This window comes from Rhizobium bangladeshense (assembly GCF_001662075.1).
GTDB classification, from domain to species: Bacteria; Pseudomonadota; Alphaproteobacteria; order Rhizobiales; family Rhizobiaceae; genus Rhizobium; species Rhizobium bangladeshense_B.
In genome coordinates, this window is record NZ_LYPL01000011.1 from 111,035 (window position 1) to 124,561 (window position 13,527).

The window sequence follows — 13,527 nt, forward strand, 5'->3', positions numbered from 1 at the left end:
GCTCAACGACAATCAAGGCGAGAGAGCCGATGTTTCGCGCCATCAAGATTTTTCTTCTGACATTGTGCCTGATTTCGGGGCTGACGCTACCGGGTGCCGGCGTTCGCGCCCAGGACGATGTGCACGTCCTTGTCGATGCGCTCGGCGTCGGCGGCTTTCCCGAGCGCGATGCGGCGATCCGGGCACTCGTCGCTTCCGGGGATTCGCATGTCAGCCAGATCCTGCAGCGCTTGAGCGACGGCCAGCTCTACGTCAATTCGGAAGGCGGCCCCGTTCTCGTGCAGGGCGGCACGGAGGACGAGCCGGTTTATTCCGATCCGATCACCGGTGAGGCGGTCGCTGACATCGACCCCGACGTGATGTCGAAGGTCAAGATCAACAACGCGCTGCGCACGACGATTACGACCATGATGAGCCAGCTGACGCTGCTGAGCCCGGATCGCTCCGCGCGGCTCGCAGCGGCCGAGGGCATGCTCAAGGATGCCGATCCCGCCAATCTCGATCTCCTGAGTTCGGCTCTGTCTGCCGAGAAGGACGGTGAGATCAAAAACACCATGGAAGCGGCGCGCGCGGTGATGGTGCTGAAGAGCGACGCCGGCATCGAGGAGAAGAAGGCCGCGATCGATACGATCGCCGGCCGCGGCGGCCGGAATGCGATGACGATCCTGTCGATGGCGATGGCGACCGCGCCCGACGATCTGAAGCCGGCGATCCAGGCCGAGATCAGTTCGATCAACCGCGATCTGGCGCTTTGGGATGTCGTCCAAAACGTCTGGTACGGCCTGTCGCTCGGTTCGGTGCTGCTGCTTGCTGCGATCGGCCTTGCGATCACCTTCGGCGTCATGGGTGTCATCAACATGGCGCATGGCGAAATGGTGATGATCGGCGCCTATACGACCTATGTCGTGCAGGAAACGATCGCCTCGGCCTTTCCTTCGCTTGCCGATTATTCGCTGGCCTTTGCGGTGCCGGCTGCCTTCCTCTTCACCGGCCTCGTCGGCTTGGTGATCGAACGTTCGGTGATCCGCTATCTCTATGGCCGGCCGTTGGAGACGCTCCTCGCCACCTGGGGCGTTTCGCTGATCCTGCAGCAGGCAATCCGCAGCTATTTCGGCCCGACCAATCGCGAGGTCCGCAATCCGAGCTGGATGTCCGGCGCCTTCGATTTCGGCGGGCTCGTCATCACCTGGAACCGGCTCTGGATTATCGTCTTCTCGATGGTCGTCTTCCTGGCGCTGCTGATGCTGCTCAAGCGCTCCGCCTTCGGCCTGCAGATGCGCGCGGTGACGCAGAACCGGCGCATGGCCTCCTCAATGGGGATCCGCACCGGCTGGGTCGACGCCTTCACCTTCGCGCTCGGCTCCGGCATTGCCGGCATGGCCGGCGTGGCGCTCTCGCAGATCGACAACGTCTCGCCGAATCTCGGCCAGAACTACATCATCGACAGCTTCATGGTCGTCGTCTTCGGCGGTGTCGGCAATCTCTGGGGCACGCTGGTTGGCGCCCTGTCACTCGGCGTCGTCAATAAGTTTCTCGAGCCCTTCGCCGGCGCCGTGCTCGGTAAGATCCTGGTGCTCGTCCTCATCATTCTCTTCATTCAGAAGCGTCCGCGCGGGCTCTTCGCACTCAAAGGAAGGGCGGTGGAAGCATGATAACGGCCTTCCTTCTCCGGTCTCTCGATCGTAGGATCTCTGTCGCAGTCGCCTTGTTGCTGGCGGCCGCCATCCTGGTGCCGGTCTTGAACCTTGCGACCGGTCCGAGCCATCCGCTGCACATTCCGACCTATATCATGGCGCTGTTCGGCAAATATCTGACCTATGCGCTGCTGGCGCTGGCGCTTGATCTCGTCTGGGGTTTCTGCGGCATCCTCTCGCTCGGCCACGGCGCCTTCTTCGCACTCGGCGGTTACGCGATGGGCATGTATCTGATGCGCCAGATCGGCTCGCGCGGCGTCTATGGGGATCCTGTTCTGCCGGACTTCATGGTGTTCCTGAATTGGAAGGAGCTGCCCTGGTTCTGGTACGGTTTCGACCAGTTCTGGTTCGCCGCGCTGATGGTGCTCGCCGTGCCCGGTCTGCTCGCCTTCGTCTTCGGCTGGTTTGCCTTCCGCTCGCGCGTCAACGGCGTTTACCTCTCGATCATCACCCAGGCGATGACCTATGCGCTGCTGCTTGCCTTCTTCCGCAACGACATGGGGTTCGGCGGCAATAACGGCATGACCGACTTCAAGGATATCCTCGGCTTCAACATCCAGGCCGACGGCACGCGCGCCAGCCTCTTTGCCGCGACCGCGGTCTTCCTGGCGCTGTCGCTTACGATCGCCTCGGCAATCGTGCGCTCGAAATTCGGCAAGGTGCTGGTTGGCGTGCGCGATGCGGAAAGCCGCACGCGTTTCCTCGGCTATCGCGTCGAGCATTTCAAGCTCTTCACCTTCGTCGTCTCGGCGATGATGGCGGGCATAGCCGGCGCGCTCTACGTGCCGCAGGTCGGCATCATCAATCCCGGCGAGTTCGCGCCGGCCAATTCCATCGAAGTCGTCATCTGGACGGCGGTCGGTGGGCGGGGGACGCTGATCGGGCCGATCATCGGCGCGATCCTCGTCAATGGCGGCAAGACGATCTTCACCGGTCTCTTTCCGGAGTTCTGGCTGTTTGCGCTCGGCGGTCTTTTCGTCGCCGTCACGCTGTTCCTGCCGAAGGGCGTCGTCGGCACGGTCTCGCATTATTTCGCCAAGCGGAAAGTCGTCAGCAAGCCTGTGCCGCCGGCGGTGCAGGAAGACGGTGTCGAGCCGAAAATTCAGGCAGCGGAGTGAAGGTCATGATCCCTGACGTCAAACCCACCAGCGTGCTTTATCTCAGCGGCGTCTCGGTTTCCTTCGATGGCTTCAAGGCATTGAATTCGCTGTCGATCGTCATCGAACCGGGCGAACTTCGCGCCATCATCGGCCCGAACGGAGCCGGCAAGACGACGATGATGGACATCATCACCGGCAAGACCAGGCCTGACGAAGGCGAGGTGTTCTTCAACGGCACCATCGACCTCACCAAGAAGGACGAAGCCGATATCGCCCAACTCGGCATCGGCCGCAAATTCCAGAAGCCGACGGTCTTCGAAAGCCATACGGTGTGGGACAATCTCGAACTGGCGCTTAACCGCCGCCGCTCGGTGTTTTCGACGCTATTATACCGGCTTTCGGGGGAGGACACGGCACGCATCGAGGAGATTCTCGAGACGGTGCGGCTGACGCACCGACGCGACGAGTTGGCCGCCAACCTCTCGCACGGGCAGAAGCAGTGGCTGGAGATCGGCATGCTGCTTGCGCAGGAGCCGAAGCTGCTGCTCGTCGACGAGCCGGTGGCCGGCATGACCGATGCGGAAACGGCGGAGACGGCGATCCTGCTCAAGGACATTGCCAGGACCCGCTCGGTCGTCGTTGTCGAACACGATATGGGCTTCATCCGCGACCTCGGCGTCAAGGTGACCTGCCTTGCAGAAGGCTCGGTGCTGGCGGAAGGCTCGATCGACTTCGTCAGCGCCGATCCTAAGGTGATCGAGAACTATCTGGGGCGGTGATGAATGCAACTGCAGGCTTGAACCTGACAAGGGAACACGCTCTAAAACGAGGGGGTTTTATCGTGGGGTTTCGTGATGGCTTTTCTCGGTATTCTGGTCGCGGCGATCAGCGGCGCTGTCATCTGGTATTGGCGTTTTAAAATGGTGCGTGAGGCGGGAAACGAGATCATCGATTCCGTCGAGCGCATGCGGGGCGCCTATAAGCGCGGAAAGCTTCGCAAACAGGCGGAGGCAGCGCCGCTGGCCTCGATCGCCGATCCGGCGATTGCGGCGGTGGCCTTCTTCTTCTGCCTTGGCAAGGAGAAACCGATGTATCTCGACGCGGCGAAGGATGTCGTCCGCAACCGCATGAAGGGCATCATCCGGCCGGGCGATATGGAAGAGGTGCTGGTTTTCGGCGAGTGGGCGTCCAAGAACGTGACGAGCCCCGAAGATCCGATCCGCCGCTTCCGGGATCTCTGGCTAAAGGCGCTCGACATACCGGAGCGTCAGCAGCTGATCGGCATTGCCGAGGACGTGGCCGCAGTTGGCGGCGAGAGAACGAAAGAACAGGAGTACGCCTTGCAGACGCTGAGGCGCACGCTGATGAACTGATGGGAAACGGGTGAACGGATGCTGACAGTCGAAAACGCAAATCTGCATTACGGCGCGGCGCAGGCGCTGCGCGGCATCTCGATCAAAGCGGAGATGGGCAAGATTACCTGCGTGCTGGGACGCAACGGCGTCGGCAAGAGTTCGCTGCTGCGCGCCGTGACCGGCCAGCATCCGCTATCGGCCGGGACCGTCACCTTCAACGATACCAGGCTGAACGGCCTTCCGCCTTTCGCCCGCGCCAAGCAGGGGATCGGCTATGTGCCGCAGGGGCGGGAGATTTTCCCGTTGCTGACGGTCAAGGAAAATCTCGAAACCGGCTTTGCTCCGCTCGGCCGCCGCGACCGCAACATCCCCGACGATATCTTCAGCCTTTTCCCGGTGCTGAAGTCGATGCTGTCGCGTCGCGGCGGCGATCTTTCCGGCGGGCAGCAGCAACAGCTGGCGATCGGACGAGCCATGGTGACGCGGCCGAGGATACTCGTGCTCGACGAGCCGACCGAAGGCATCCAGCCGTCGATCATCAAGGATATCGGCAGGGCGATCCGTTACCTGCGCGATTCCACCGGCATGGCGATCCTGCTCGTCGAACAATATCTCGATTTCTGCCGGGAGCTTGCCGACTACGTTTACATCATGGATCGCGGTGAGATCGTACATGAAGGACTTGCCGAGACGCTGGATACGCCGGAGGCTCGCCGTCATCTGACCGTTTGACCGGCAGATGCCGTATTTTGCAGCAGCAGGCTCGACGCTTCGAAGCCTTCGCCCGCCGCCAAAAGGTCTGTTCGGGACGGCATGGGAATTGCTTTGCTTCCGTCACCCGCGCGATCGAATGAACCGGTAGCGCGACCGAAAGGGACGTTATGATGATTGCGGCGGCAGGCACGAGACCGCAAAGAGCGGAGGGGCGCGGACATCTGGCGGCAAAGGTGTTCGGCGGCCGTACGCGCATCCGCGAGCTCTATCAGGAGGGCGCGGCGAAGATCCGCCTGCCGGATACGTTCGATGCCTCGATGGAAGCCGTCATCATCAACACCGCCGGTGGGCTGACCGGCGGCGACCGAATGGACTGGAGCGTCGTTGCCGGCGCCGGCACGAAGATCGACGTCACCACCCAGGCCTGCGAAAAGATCTACAAGGCATCGGCCGGCGTCGCAGAGGTGAGGACCCGCATCGAGGTGGGGGCGGGAGCGCGGGTCGACTGGCTGCCACAGGAAACGATCCTGTTCGACCGGGCGGCGCTCTTCCGCCGGCTCGATGTGGATCTCGACGAGAGCGCCGAATTCCTGGCCGTCGAAGCCGTGCTGCTCGGCCGCAAGGCGATGGGAGAGACGGTCGACAGGGGTCTCTTTCGCGACCGCTGGCGCATCCGCCGCTCGGGCCGGCTGATCCATGCCGAGGAGCTCAGGCTCTCCGAAGGTGTTGCGGCGCTGGCGGCGCGCCAGGCGGTGCTCGGCGGGCAAGTTGCCTTCGCGACGCTGCTTTATGCCGGGCCGCTGGCCGAAGCCTATCTCGGCAGGGTCCGTCCGCTGGTCGAGGGTATGATGGGCGGTGCAAGCGCCTGGAGCGACAAGCTGATCGTACGCCTTGCGGCGGCCGACGGCTTCACGCTGAGAAAAATCCTGATCCCTGTCATTTCCGTCTTGCGCAACGGTGCGCCTGTGCCGAAAGTCTGGAATCTCTAAAGCTAAGCATCAAGCAGATGGACAAGCAATGAACCTCACTCCGAGAGAAAAAGACAAGCTGCTGATTTCAATGGCGGCGATGGTGGCGCGGCGGCGGCTCGAGCGCGGCGTCAAGCTGAACTATCCCGAGGCAATCGCGCTGATCAGCGACTTCGTCGTCGAGGGCGCCCGCGACGGCCGCCCCGTCGCCGAACTGATGGAAGCCGGCGCCCACGTGATCAGCCGCGATCAGGTGATGGAGGGCGTTGCCGAGATGTTTCATGACGTGCAGGTGGAGGCGACGTTTCCCGATGGCACCAAGCTCGTCACCGTCCACGAACCGATCCGGTGAGGAAGTAGAATGCTGGAGCTCAGACCCAACTGCGAGTGCTGCGACAAGGATTTGCCGCCGGAGAGCGCCGAGGCGCGGATCTGCACCTATGAATGCACTTTCTGCGCTGACTGCGCAGACGATGTGCTGAAGGACGCATGCCCGAATTGCGGCGGCAATCTCGTTGCGAGGCCCATTCGGCCGGCGGCCATGCTCGCCAAACATCCGGCGTCGACGAAACGCGTGCTGAAGGCCGAGGGCTGCGCGCCCAAGGCAGCGTAAGGGGAACGAGATGATTCCAGGCGAGATCATTGCCGTAAACGGCGACATCGAACTCAATGCCGGCGCACCGACGGTGACGCTGGAGGTTTCCAATACCGGCGATCGGCCAGTGCAGGTCGGCAGCCACTATCATTTCGCCGAGACCAACGCCGGGCTGTCTTTCGACCGGGCGGCGGCGCATGGCAAGCGGCTGGATATTCCAGCCGGAACGGCCGTGCGCTTCGAGCCGGGACAGACGCGGTCTGTGACGCTGATCCCGCTTGCCGGCAAGCGCGAGGTCTATGGTTTCCGTCAGCTGGTGATGGGCAAGCTTTAACGGGAGGGATGCATGCGTTTGAACATCTGCCTCATCGGGGCGGCGATGCTGCTGGCCGCGAGTGGTGCCTCCGCTCAGGATATCGATTGCCAGAATCCCAAGACGCAATCGGACATGACCTCTTGCGAGGCGGCGCGCCACGAGACCGCGGACAAAGCTTTGAATGCGCAATATAAGAAGACCCGGGCGGCTCTTGCGGCGATCGACAAGGATCTCGATGGCGACATGAAGGGCGCGGAGCAGGCACTGGTCAAGGCACAACGCGCCTGGATCGATTATCGCGACGCCGAGTGCGACGCCTTCGGCTTCCAGGCCCGTGGCGGTACGATGGAGCCGATGCTGGTCGCCGGATGCCTCGCCAACATCACTGACAAACGAACGCAAGAGCTGAAAGAGCTCGAAGACACGATGAGCAACTAAGGTGATCAGGAAGATCGTGATCGTCGGCAATGGCGAGGTTGGTGAGGGAGAGGCGGGCATCATCGATGCTGCCGATTTCGTCATCCGCTTCAACGATTGCCGTTCCTATGGCGCCGGCGGCAGTCGCACGGACGCCGTTGCGGTTTGCAATACCGGCCGGCCGGCAAAGGCGATGCTCGGTTCGCTTGAGTGGCGGACCCATCCCGGCGTCGTTTCGGCTCGCGAAATCTGGAGCGTGCGCGACCCGGACAAATTCGCCGCCATGCGGGCGCCGCTTGCCGTCTCGCATCCCGATCTCGACGATTTCTGCGACGACTACACGGAGGCATTCGGCGCCTTCTGCGCGGAGACCGGCAAGACGCGTGTCGTGATCGACAAATCGATCCACGAGGCCGCCGATGCCTCGCTTGCGGCCTTTGCGCCCACGCCCTATGTCGTGCCGAGCAGCGGCATGATCGTCATCGCCGAGGTGCTGAACACATACGCCGAGGCCGAGGTGATGCTCGCCGGCTTCGGTCACGTCGGCTGGGAATGGCACCCGTTTGCCGCCGAACGACAGCTTGTCGATAGTTATATTGCCGCAGGCCGCCTCAGGCGGCTCGGCGGAAAAATGCTTGTCTCTTCCTCCTACGGAGCCTGATGGATGCCCTACAAGATCTCGCGCGCCGCCTATGCCGGCATGTTCGGACCGACCACCGGCGACAAGGTGCGCCTTGCCGACACGGAGCTCTTCATCGAGATCGAGAAGGATTTCACCACCTATGGCGAGGAGGTGAAGTTCGGCGGCGGCAAGGTGATCCGTGATGGCATGGGCCAGAGCCAGGTGACGCGGGCGGACGGCGCGGTCGATACCGTCATCACCAATGCGGTGATCGTCGACCATACAGGCATCTACAAGGCCGATATCGGCCTCAAGAACGGGCGCATCGCTGCGATCGGCAAGGCGGGCAACCCCGATACGCAGCCCGGCGTCAATATCATCGTCGGCCCTGGCACCGAAGCGATCGCCGGCGAAGGCAAGATCGTCACGGCAGGCGGAATGGACAGCCATATCCACTTCATCGCGCCGCAGCAGATCGAGGAAGCGCTGATGTCGGGCATGACCTGCATGCTCGGCGGCGGCACGGGACCGGCGCATGGCACACTCGCCACCACCTGCACGCCCGGCCCATGGCATATCGCGCGGATGATCGAAGCGGCCGACGCCTTCCCGATGAACCTCGCCTTTGCCGGCAAAGGCAATGCCTCGCTGCCGGGCGCGCTGACCGAGATGGTGCTGGGCGGCGCCACTTCGCTGAAGCTGCATGAGGACTGGGGCACGACGCCGGGCGCGATCGACTGCTGCCTGTCGGTCGCCGACGACTATGACGTGCAGGTGATGATCCACACCGATACGCTGAATGAAAGCGGCTTCGTCGAGGATACGATCGGCGCCATCAAGGGCCGCACCATTCATGCCTTCCATACGGAAGGGGCGGGCGGCGGGCACGCGCCTGACATCATCAAGATCTGCGGCCAACCGAACGTCATTCCTTCCTCCACCAATCCGACGCGGCCCTATACGGTCAATACGATTGCCGAGCATCTCGACATGCTGATGGTCTGCCATCATTTGTCGCCGTCGATCCCCGAGGATATCGCCTTTGCCGAAAGCCGCATCCGCAAGGAGACGATCGCGGCCGAAGACATTCTGCACGATATCGGTGCCTTCTCGATCATCTCTTCTGACAGCCAGGCGATGGGCCGCGTCGGTGAAGTGGCGATCCGCACCTGGCAGACGGCCGACAAGATGAAGCGTCAGCGCGGCCGGCTGAAAGAAGAGAAGGGCGATAATGACAATTTCCGCGTCCGCCGCTATATCGCCAAATACACGATCAATCCGGCAATTGCGCATGGTCTCAGCCATGAGATCGGTTCCGTCGAAATCGGCAAGCGCGCCGACCTGGTGCTGTGGAACCCGGCTTTCTTCGGCGTGAAGCCGGATATGGTGCTGCTCGGCGGCTCGATCGCGGCAGCGCCGATGGGCGATCCGAACGCCTCGATCCCGACGCCGCAGCCGGTCCACTACCGGCCGATGTTTGCCTCTTACGGCAAGAGCCTCACCAATTCCTCCGTCACTTTCGTCAGCCAGGCCTCGCTCGACGCCGGCCTCAAGGGCAAGCTCGGAGTTGCGAAGGACCTGTTGGCGGTGAAGAATACCCGCGGCGGCATCTCCAAGGCATCGATGATCCACAACGACCTGACGCCGGAGATCGAGGTCGATCCGGAGACCTATGAAGTCAGGGCGAACGGCGAATTGCTGACATGCGAGCCGGCGTCGGTGCTGCCGATGGCGCAGCGCTATTTCCTGTTCTAGGCCCGGTCGTTCCGTGCGCGCCGGACGGTTCCAATGAAAACAGGCATCCGCTGGCTGTTGCGGATCATATTGGTGCTCGTTGCTCTGGCGACGGCCGGAACCTTCATTCCCCGGCCGCTGATTGCACCGGTCGAAGCATCGTCCGCGGCGGCGACCCACCGGATTTTGCTTCTGTCGGGACCGATCCATACGGATATTGCCATTCCGCTCGACGAGGAGACGCGGGCCGCCTTTTCCTTCCTCGACGATCCCGGTTTTCCGCTCGGCCATCCGAATGCGGAATGGCTCGTCATTGGCTGGGGTGGCCGCGCCTTCTATCTGGAAACGCCGTCCTGGTCGGAGCTGAAGCCGATGCCGGTGTTGCGGGCCCTGACGATCGACCGTTCGGTGCTGCACGTGGATCTCGCCGGTCATATTGCCGAGCCGCAGCCAGCCGTTATGGCCTTCGATATCGGTGACGAACAATTGGCGCGGCTGCGCAATTTCATCTCGGATAGTTTTGTCCGCGATGCGGGCGAGGTGAAGCTGATCTCAAACGCAGGTTACGGCGAGATCGACCGGTTCTTCGAGGCCAAGGGATATTTCAACGCCCTATTCGGCTGCAACACCTGGACTGCCGCAGCACTCCGTTCGGCAGGGCTTCGAACCGGCTTATGGAACCCGCTTCCACAATCATTGCGATTATCCGCCGGTGTCTACAATTGACGCAGCTGCGGACCGGTCTCGGTGTATACGGAATTGTGAACGGGACTCCCCATCTGGTTGTAAAAATCGATAGGAACCGGCGTTTTCCCCAGGTAAAACCATTCTGGAACACGCACGCCGACCAAGTGAAAAAAAGCGTTTATTATCAATTATTTCAGCGTCTGCCCGCCGTGTCCCATTCAGGGATCGGATGTTTGCATCCCCTGCTAGAAAAAATCTGTCCGTCAAATCGTCCAAAATCGTTCCAATTTTAACGAGTCGATTAAGACACCCGCAGCAATTGAGCACTTATCAATGCCGTGAAACGCCCGGGCAGGAAGGTCGATTCTCATGAGAAGCTGGATGTCGCTGCAGGCCGGTTTCGGCGATTTTCAATATCGCAGGAACGTCTATCTCTTTGCGCTGAGGATGAGCTTTCTTGCCGTCATTCTTTCAGGCGCCATCCTCGCGCTGACGATACCGCCACTCGATTTTTTTGGGCTGCTGCCGGTGAGCCTTTCGCATGCGATGGGCTTCGGTGCCGTTTTTTCCTGGCTTGTCGGCGGCACGGTTTGCGGCATGCTGTCGTTGACCGCTGGGTTTACCATGCATGAGTTGACAGTTTCGCGCGCGGAGTTCGAAAAGCTCAGCCGCACGGATACGCTCTCCGGCCTCTTGAACCGCCGCGCCTTCACGGAGGCGCTCGACAAAACCGAGGGAAATGCCTCGCTTGTCATTTTCGACGTCGACCGCTTCAAGGCGATCAACGACCGTTTCGGCCATGCCTGCGGCGATGCCGTCATCACTGCAGTCTCGGCCACGCTCATGTCCGCCTTCGACGACATGTCCGTTATTGCACGGCTGGGTGGAGAGGAGTTTGGCGTCATCGTCTCCGGCGAGCCGCTGGAGGTGCGGATGGAACGCATCGAAGGGGTGCGAGCCCGGATCGCAAGCGGCGCCATCGCGGCGGAGGGCCACGAGATCCGCATCACCGTTTCCGGCGGCGTTGCCGATCTGGCCGCCGGGCGCAGCAAGCAGGCGGTGTATGCTTCGGCGGACCGGGCGCTCTACCTCGCCAAGGCGCTCGGGCGCAATCGCGTCGTGCACGAACGGGAGGGCCTGCATCATGCCTGGCACGGGCTCGTCGATAATGGCCTCGATGCCAAGGGCAGGGGAGCCGAGAGCGACAACGTGATGCAGGCTTGCGGGATATAAAAGCCCCGGTCCGAACAAAAGGCCATTGGTGCTTGCATCGGGAAAGACTATTTTGCATGTTCGTCTCAGCAAAACGGACATATCATGCAGCGCGTAACTTCTTATCTTCCCGCCGGTACCCCGTCCTCTCATCCGACCGCCCAGGTCAAGCTGCCGCACGATCTGCGCCATCTGCGCCGCAAGCTGCTGCATCTGGAAAATGGCGAGATGGTCATGCTCGATCTCAAGGATCCGGTGCTCTTCGCCAATGGCGATCTGCTGGTGCGCGAGGATGGGGAGTTGATCGAGATTCTGGCTGCCGACGAGAAACTCTTCGAAATTCGCGGACGCGACCGCACGCATCTCGTCGAGCTCGCCTGGCATCTCGGCAACCGTCATCTTGCCGCCCAGATCGAGGAAGACCGCATCGTCATCCTGCGCGACCATGTCATCCGCTCGATGCTGCAGGGCCTCGGCGCCACCGTGCTGGAGATCGATGAGCCCTTTCAACCCGCGCGCGGAGCCTATCATTCCCATGGCGGCCATGCGCATGATCACGGCCATGCCGCTCACAGCCATGATCATGGACATGATCACGGACACGCGCATGGCCATGACCACCGCCATGATCACAGCTGCGATCACGACCACGGTCACGGGCATCATCACGGCCACAAGCACGATTGAGGCGCGATGACAGGGGATCGCCAACTGCAGGCATTGCTGCGCCTGACGGCGTGGCTGTCGCCGGCCTTTCCAGTCGGCAGCTTCGCCTATTCGGGTGGGCTGGAGCGGGCAGTGGCCGATGGGCTCGTCATCGATGCGGCTTCGCTTGCAAACTGGATCGGCACGCTGATCGGCCATGGTGCCGTCTGGAATGATGCGGTGCTTCTGGCCGAGAGCCACAGGCAACAGGCAGATGTCGCGCGCCTTGCCGAAACCGCCGCTCTGGCCGAGGCTCTTGCAGGATCGCGTGAGCGCCATCAGGAAACCATGCTGCTCGGTGATGCCTTCCTCGCGGCGGCCCGGGCTTGGCCGGACGAAGTATTCGAGAGGCTGCCCGGCAAGACCGCTTATCCCGTCGCGGTGGGCGCGGTTGCCGGTGCGCATGGTATAAGGTCCGAGCAGGTGCTCGCAATCTTCCTGCACGCCTATGCCTCGCAAGCGGTTTCGTCTGGTATCCGCCTCGGCGTTGCCGGGCAGAGAGATGGCGTTGCCGTCCTTGCCGACCTCGAAGAGCATATCGTGGAGGTTGCCCGGCGGGCGGCGGCTTCGACTCTCGACGACCTCGGCTCGGCCACCGTGCAGGCCGATATCGCAAGCCTGCGCCACGAGACGCAGGCTACGCGGTTGTTCCGCTCGTGACCAGTTATCGCGGGAACTGCGTTATTTGACGGTGGCGCGCGCCGGCGGCGTCGCTATCATCGGGTTCAATTGGAGTGAGACATATGAAATCAAGAAACGGACCTCTGCGCGTCGGCATTGGCGGGCCGGTCGGCTCGGGTAAGACGGCGCTGACGGAAAAGCTCTGCAAAGCGATGCGCGACGACTATTCCGTCGCCGTCGTCACCAACGACATCTATACGACCGAGGATGCCGAGGCGCTGGTGCGCATGCAGGCCTTGCCCTCGGAGCGGATCGTCGGCGTCGAAACCGGCGGCTGCCCGCATACCGCCATCCGCGAGGATGCCACGATCAATCTGCAGGCGATCGCCGGCCTCAACGAGCGCATTCCCGATCTCGACGTCGTCTTCATCGAATCCGGCGGCGACAATCTGGCGGCGACCTTTTCGCCGGATCTTGCCGATATCACCATCTACGTGATCTCCGTCTGCCAGGGCGAGGAAATCCCGCGCAAGGGCGGGCCCGGCATCACCCGCTCAGATCTGCTTGTGATCAACAAAACGGATCTGGCGCCCTATGTCGGCGCCGATCTCGAGGTAATGGACCGGGATGCGACGCGCATGCGCGCGAGCCGCCCGTTTGTCTTCTCCGACATGAAGCGCGGCGACGGCATCAGTTCGATCGTCAATTTCCTCAGGGAGCAGGGCGGACTCTGAGCGGTCAAGCCGCCGCCGGTCGAAACCACCGCCGGTAGCAAGATGCACAAAAC

16 protein-coding genes and 1 pseudogene are annotated in these 13,527 nt (G+C 62.1%); all 17 read left to right on the forward strand.

All coding sequences use genetic code 11. The features are described from left to right. Positions 1–29: 29 nt before the first annotated feature. The 17 genes and pseudogenes from urtB (at position 30) to ureG (ending at position 13,474) form a co-directional block, all read left to right on the forward strand. Positions 30–1,652, forward strand: coding sequence for an urea ABC transporter permease subunit UrtB (gene urtB, locus A7X77_RS21210; protein ID WP_064684814.1), 1,623 nt, complete (start codon positions 30–32; stop codon positions 1,650–1,652). Then, positions 1,649–2,740 (forward strand): annotated as a pseudogene (urtC, locus tag A7X77_RS21215) (urea ABC transporter permease subunit UrtC); the annotation flags it as partial. The gene urtB and the pseudogene urtC, both read left to right, overlap by 4 nt. A 77-nt stretch (positions 2,741–2,817) precedes the next feature. After that, positions 2,818–3,573, forward strand: coding sequence for an urea ABC transporter ATP-binding protein UrtD (urtD, locus tag A7X77_RS21220; protein ID WP_064684942.1), 756 nt, complete (start codon positions 2,818–2,820; stop codon positions 3,571–3,573). A gap of 75 nt (positions 3,574–3,648) precedes the next feature. Then, entirely contained in the window at positions 3,649–4,167 is a 519-nt protein-coding gene (locus A7X77_RS21225; protein ID WP_064684816.1) for a hypothetical protein, read from the forward strand. Between the two features lie 18 nt (positions 4,168–4,185). Next, a complete protein-coding gene (gene urtE / locus A7X77_RS21230; RefSeq protein ID WP_003581844.1) occupies positions 4,186–4,881 on the forward strand; it encodes an urea ABC transporter ATP-binding subunit UrtE in 696 nt (231 codons plus the stop codon). Positions 4,882–5,030: 149 nt separating this feature from the next. Continuing rightward, positions 5,031–5,852 (forward strand): urease accessory protein UreD, encoded by an 822-nt coding sequence (locus tag A7X77_RS21235; RefSeq protein WP_064684817.1) that lies wholly within the window; start codon positions 5,031–5,033, stop codon positions 5,850–5,852. 28 nt (positions 5,853–5,880) lie between these two features. Then, positions 5,881–6,183, forward strand: a complete 303-nt coding sequence (locus A7X77_RS21240) for an urease subunit gamma (RefSeq protein ID WP_064684818.1) — start codon at positions 5,881–5,883, stop codon at positions 6,181–6,183. 9 nt (positions 6,184–6,192) lie between these two features. Beyond that, positions 6,193–6,444, forward strand: a complete 252-nt coding sequence (locus A7X77_RS21245; RefSeq protein ID WP_064684819.1) for a DUF1272 domain-containing protein — start codon at positions 6,193–6,195, stop codon at positions 6,442–6,444. Between the two features lie 10 nt (positions 6,445–6,454). Beyond that, complete coding sequence (locus A7X77_RS21250; protein ID WP_064684820.1) at positions 6,455–6,760, forward strand: urease subunit beta; 306 nt, start codon at positions 6,455–6,457, stop codon at positions 6,758–6,760. A 12-nt stretch (positions 6,761–6,772) separates the two neighbouring features. Continuing rightward, positions 6,773–7,180: a lysozyme inhibitor LprI family protein gene (locus A7X77_RS21255; RefSeq protein WP_064684821.1), complete on the forward strand. Its 408-nt coding sequence runs from the start codon at positions 6,773–6,775 to the stop codon at positions 7,178–7,180. A 16-nt stretch (positions 7,181–7,196) separates the two neighbouring features. Beyond that, entirely contained in the window at positions 7,197–7,820 is a 624-nt protein-coding gene (locus A7X77_RS21260; protein WP_197486874.1) for a Urease operon accessory protein, read from the forward strand. A gap of 3 nt (positions 7,821–7,823) precedes the next feature. After that, entirely contained in the window at positions 7,824–9,536 is a 1,713-nt protein-coding gene (gene ureC, locus A7X77_RS21265) for an urease subunit alpha (protein WP_064684823.1), read from the forward strand. Positions 9,537–9,569: 33 nt separating this feature from the next. Continuing rightward, positions 9,570–10,241 (forward strand): TIGR02117 family protein, encoded by a 672-nt coding sequence (locus A7X77_RS21270; protein ID WP_064684824.1) that lies wholly within the window; start codon positions 9,570–9,572, stop codon positions 10,239–10,241. A 330-nt stretch (positions 10,242–10,571) separates the two neighbouring features. Beyond that, positions 10,572–11,435 carry a GGDEF domain-containing protein gene (locus tag A7X77_RS21275; protein ID WP_064684825.1) on the forward strand — a complete coding sequence of 288 codons (864 nt, stop codon included), beginning with the start codon at positions 10,572–10,574 and terminating at the stop codon, positions 11,433–11,435. Between the two features lie 84 nt (positions 11,436–11,519). Next, positions 11,520–12,101 (forward strand): urease accessory protein UreE, encoded by a 582-nt coding sequence (gene ureE / locus A7X77_RS21280; protein ID WP_064684826.1) that lies wholly within the window; start codon positions 11,520–11,522, stop codon positions 12,099–12,101. Between the two features lie 6 nt (positions 12,102–12,107). Further along, positions 12,108–12,779, forward strand: a complete 672-nt coding sequence (locus tag A7X77_RS21285) for an urease accessory protein UreF (protein ID WP_064684827.1) — start codon at positions 12,108–12,110, stop codon at positions 12,777–12,779. An 83-nt stretch (positions 12,780–12,862) separates the two neighbouring features. Further along, a complete protein-coding gene (gene ureG / locus A7X77_RS21290) occupies positions 12,863–13,474 on the forward strand; it encodes an urease accessory protein UreG (protein ID WP_064684828.1) in 612 nt (203 codons plus the stop codon). Positions 13,475–13,527: the final 53 nt, after the last annotated feature.

Excerpts from the sequence above, each read along its gene's own strand:
- A7X77_RS21255 (WP_064684821.1), top strand. The coding sequence starts at position 6,773 with ATGCGTTTGAACATCTGCCTCATCGGGGCGGCGATGCTGCTGGCCGCG.
- A7X77_RS21235 (WP_064684817.1), top strand. The coding sequence starts at position 5,031 with ATGATGATTGCGGCGGCAGGCACGAGACCGCAAAGAGCGGAGGGGCGC.
- A7X77_RS21245 (WP_064684819.1), top strand. The coding sequence starts at position 6,193 with ATGCTGGAGCTCAGACCCAACTGCGAGTGCTGCGACAAGGATTTGCCG.
- urtD (WP_064684942.1), top strand. The coding sequence starts at position 2,818 with ATGATCCCTGACGTCAAACCCACCAGCGTGCTTTATCTCAGCGGCGTC.
- ureE (WP_064684826.1), top strand. The coding sequence starts at position 11,520 with ATGCAGCGCGTAACTTCTTATCTTCCCGCCGGTACCCCGTCCTCTCAT.
- A7X77_RS21275 (WP_064684825.1), top strand. The coding sequence starts at position 10,572 with ATGAGAAGCTGGATGTCGCTGCAGGCCGGTTTCGGCGATTTTCAATAT.
- A7X77_RS21250 (WP_064684820.1), top strand. The coding sequence starts at position 6,455 with ATGATTCCAGGCGAGATCATTGCCGTAAACGGCGACATCGAACTCAAT.
- ureC (WP_064684823.1), top strand. The coding sequence starts at position 7,824 with ATGCCCTACAAGATCTCGCGCGCCGCCTATGCCGGCATGTTCGGACCG.
- urtE (WP_003581844.1), top strand. The coding sequence starts at position 4,186 with ATGCTGACAGTCGAAAACGCAAATCTGCATTACGGCGCGGCGCAGGCG.
- urtB (WP_064684814.1), top strand. The coding sequence starts at position 30 with ATGTTTCGCGCCATCAAGATTTTTCTTCTGACATTGTGCCTGATTTCG.
- A7X77_RS21285 (WP_064684827.1), top strand. The coding sequence starts at position 12,108 with ATGACAGGGGATCGCCAACTGCAGGCATTGCTGCGCCTGACGGCGTGG.
- A7X77_RS21240 (WP_064684818.1), top strand. The coding sequence starts at position 5,881 with ATGAACCTCACTCCGAGAGAAAAAGACAAGCTGCTGATTTCAATGGCG.
- A7X77_RS21225 (WP_064684816.1), top strand. The coding sequence starts at position 3,649 with ATGGCTTTTCTCGGTATTCTGGTCGCGGCGATCAGCGGCGCTGTCATC.
- ureG (WP_064684828.1), top strand. The coding sequence starts at position 12,863 with ATGAAATCAAGAAACGGACCTCTGCGCGTCGGCATTGGCGGGCCGGTC.
- A7X77_RS21270 (WP_064684824.1), top strand. The coding sequence starts at position 9,570 with ATGAAAACAGGCATCCGCTGGCTGTTGCGGATCATATTGGTGCTCGTT.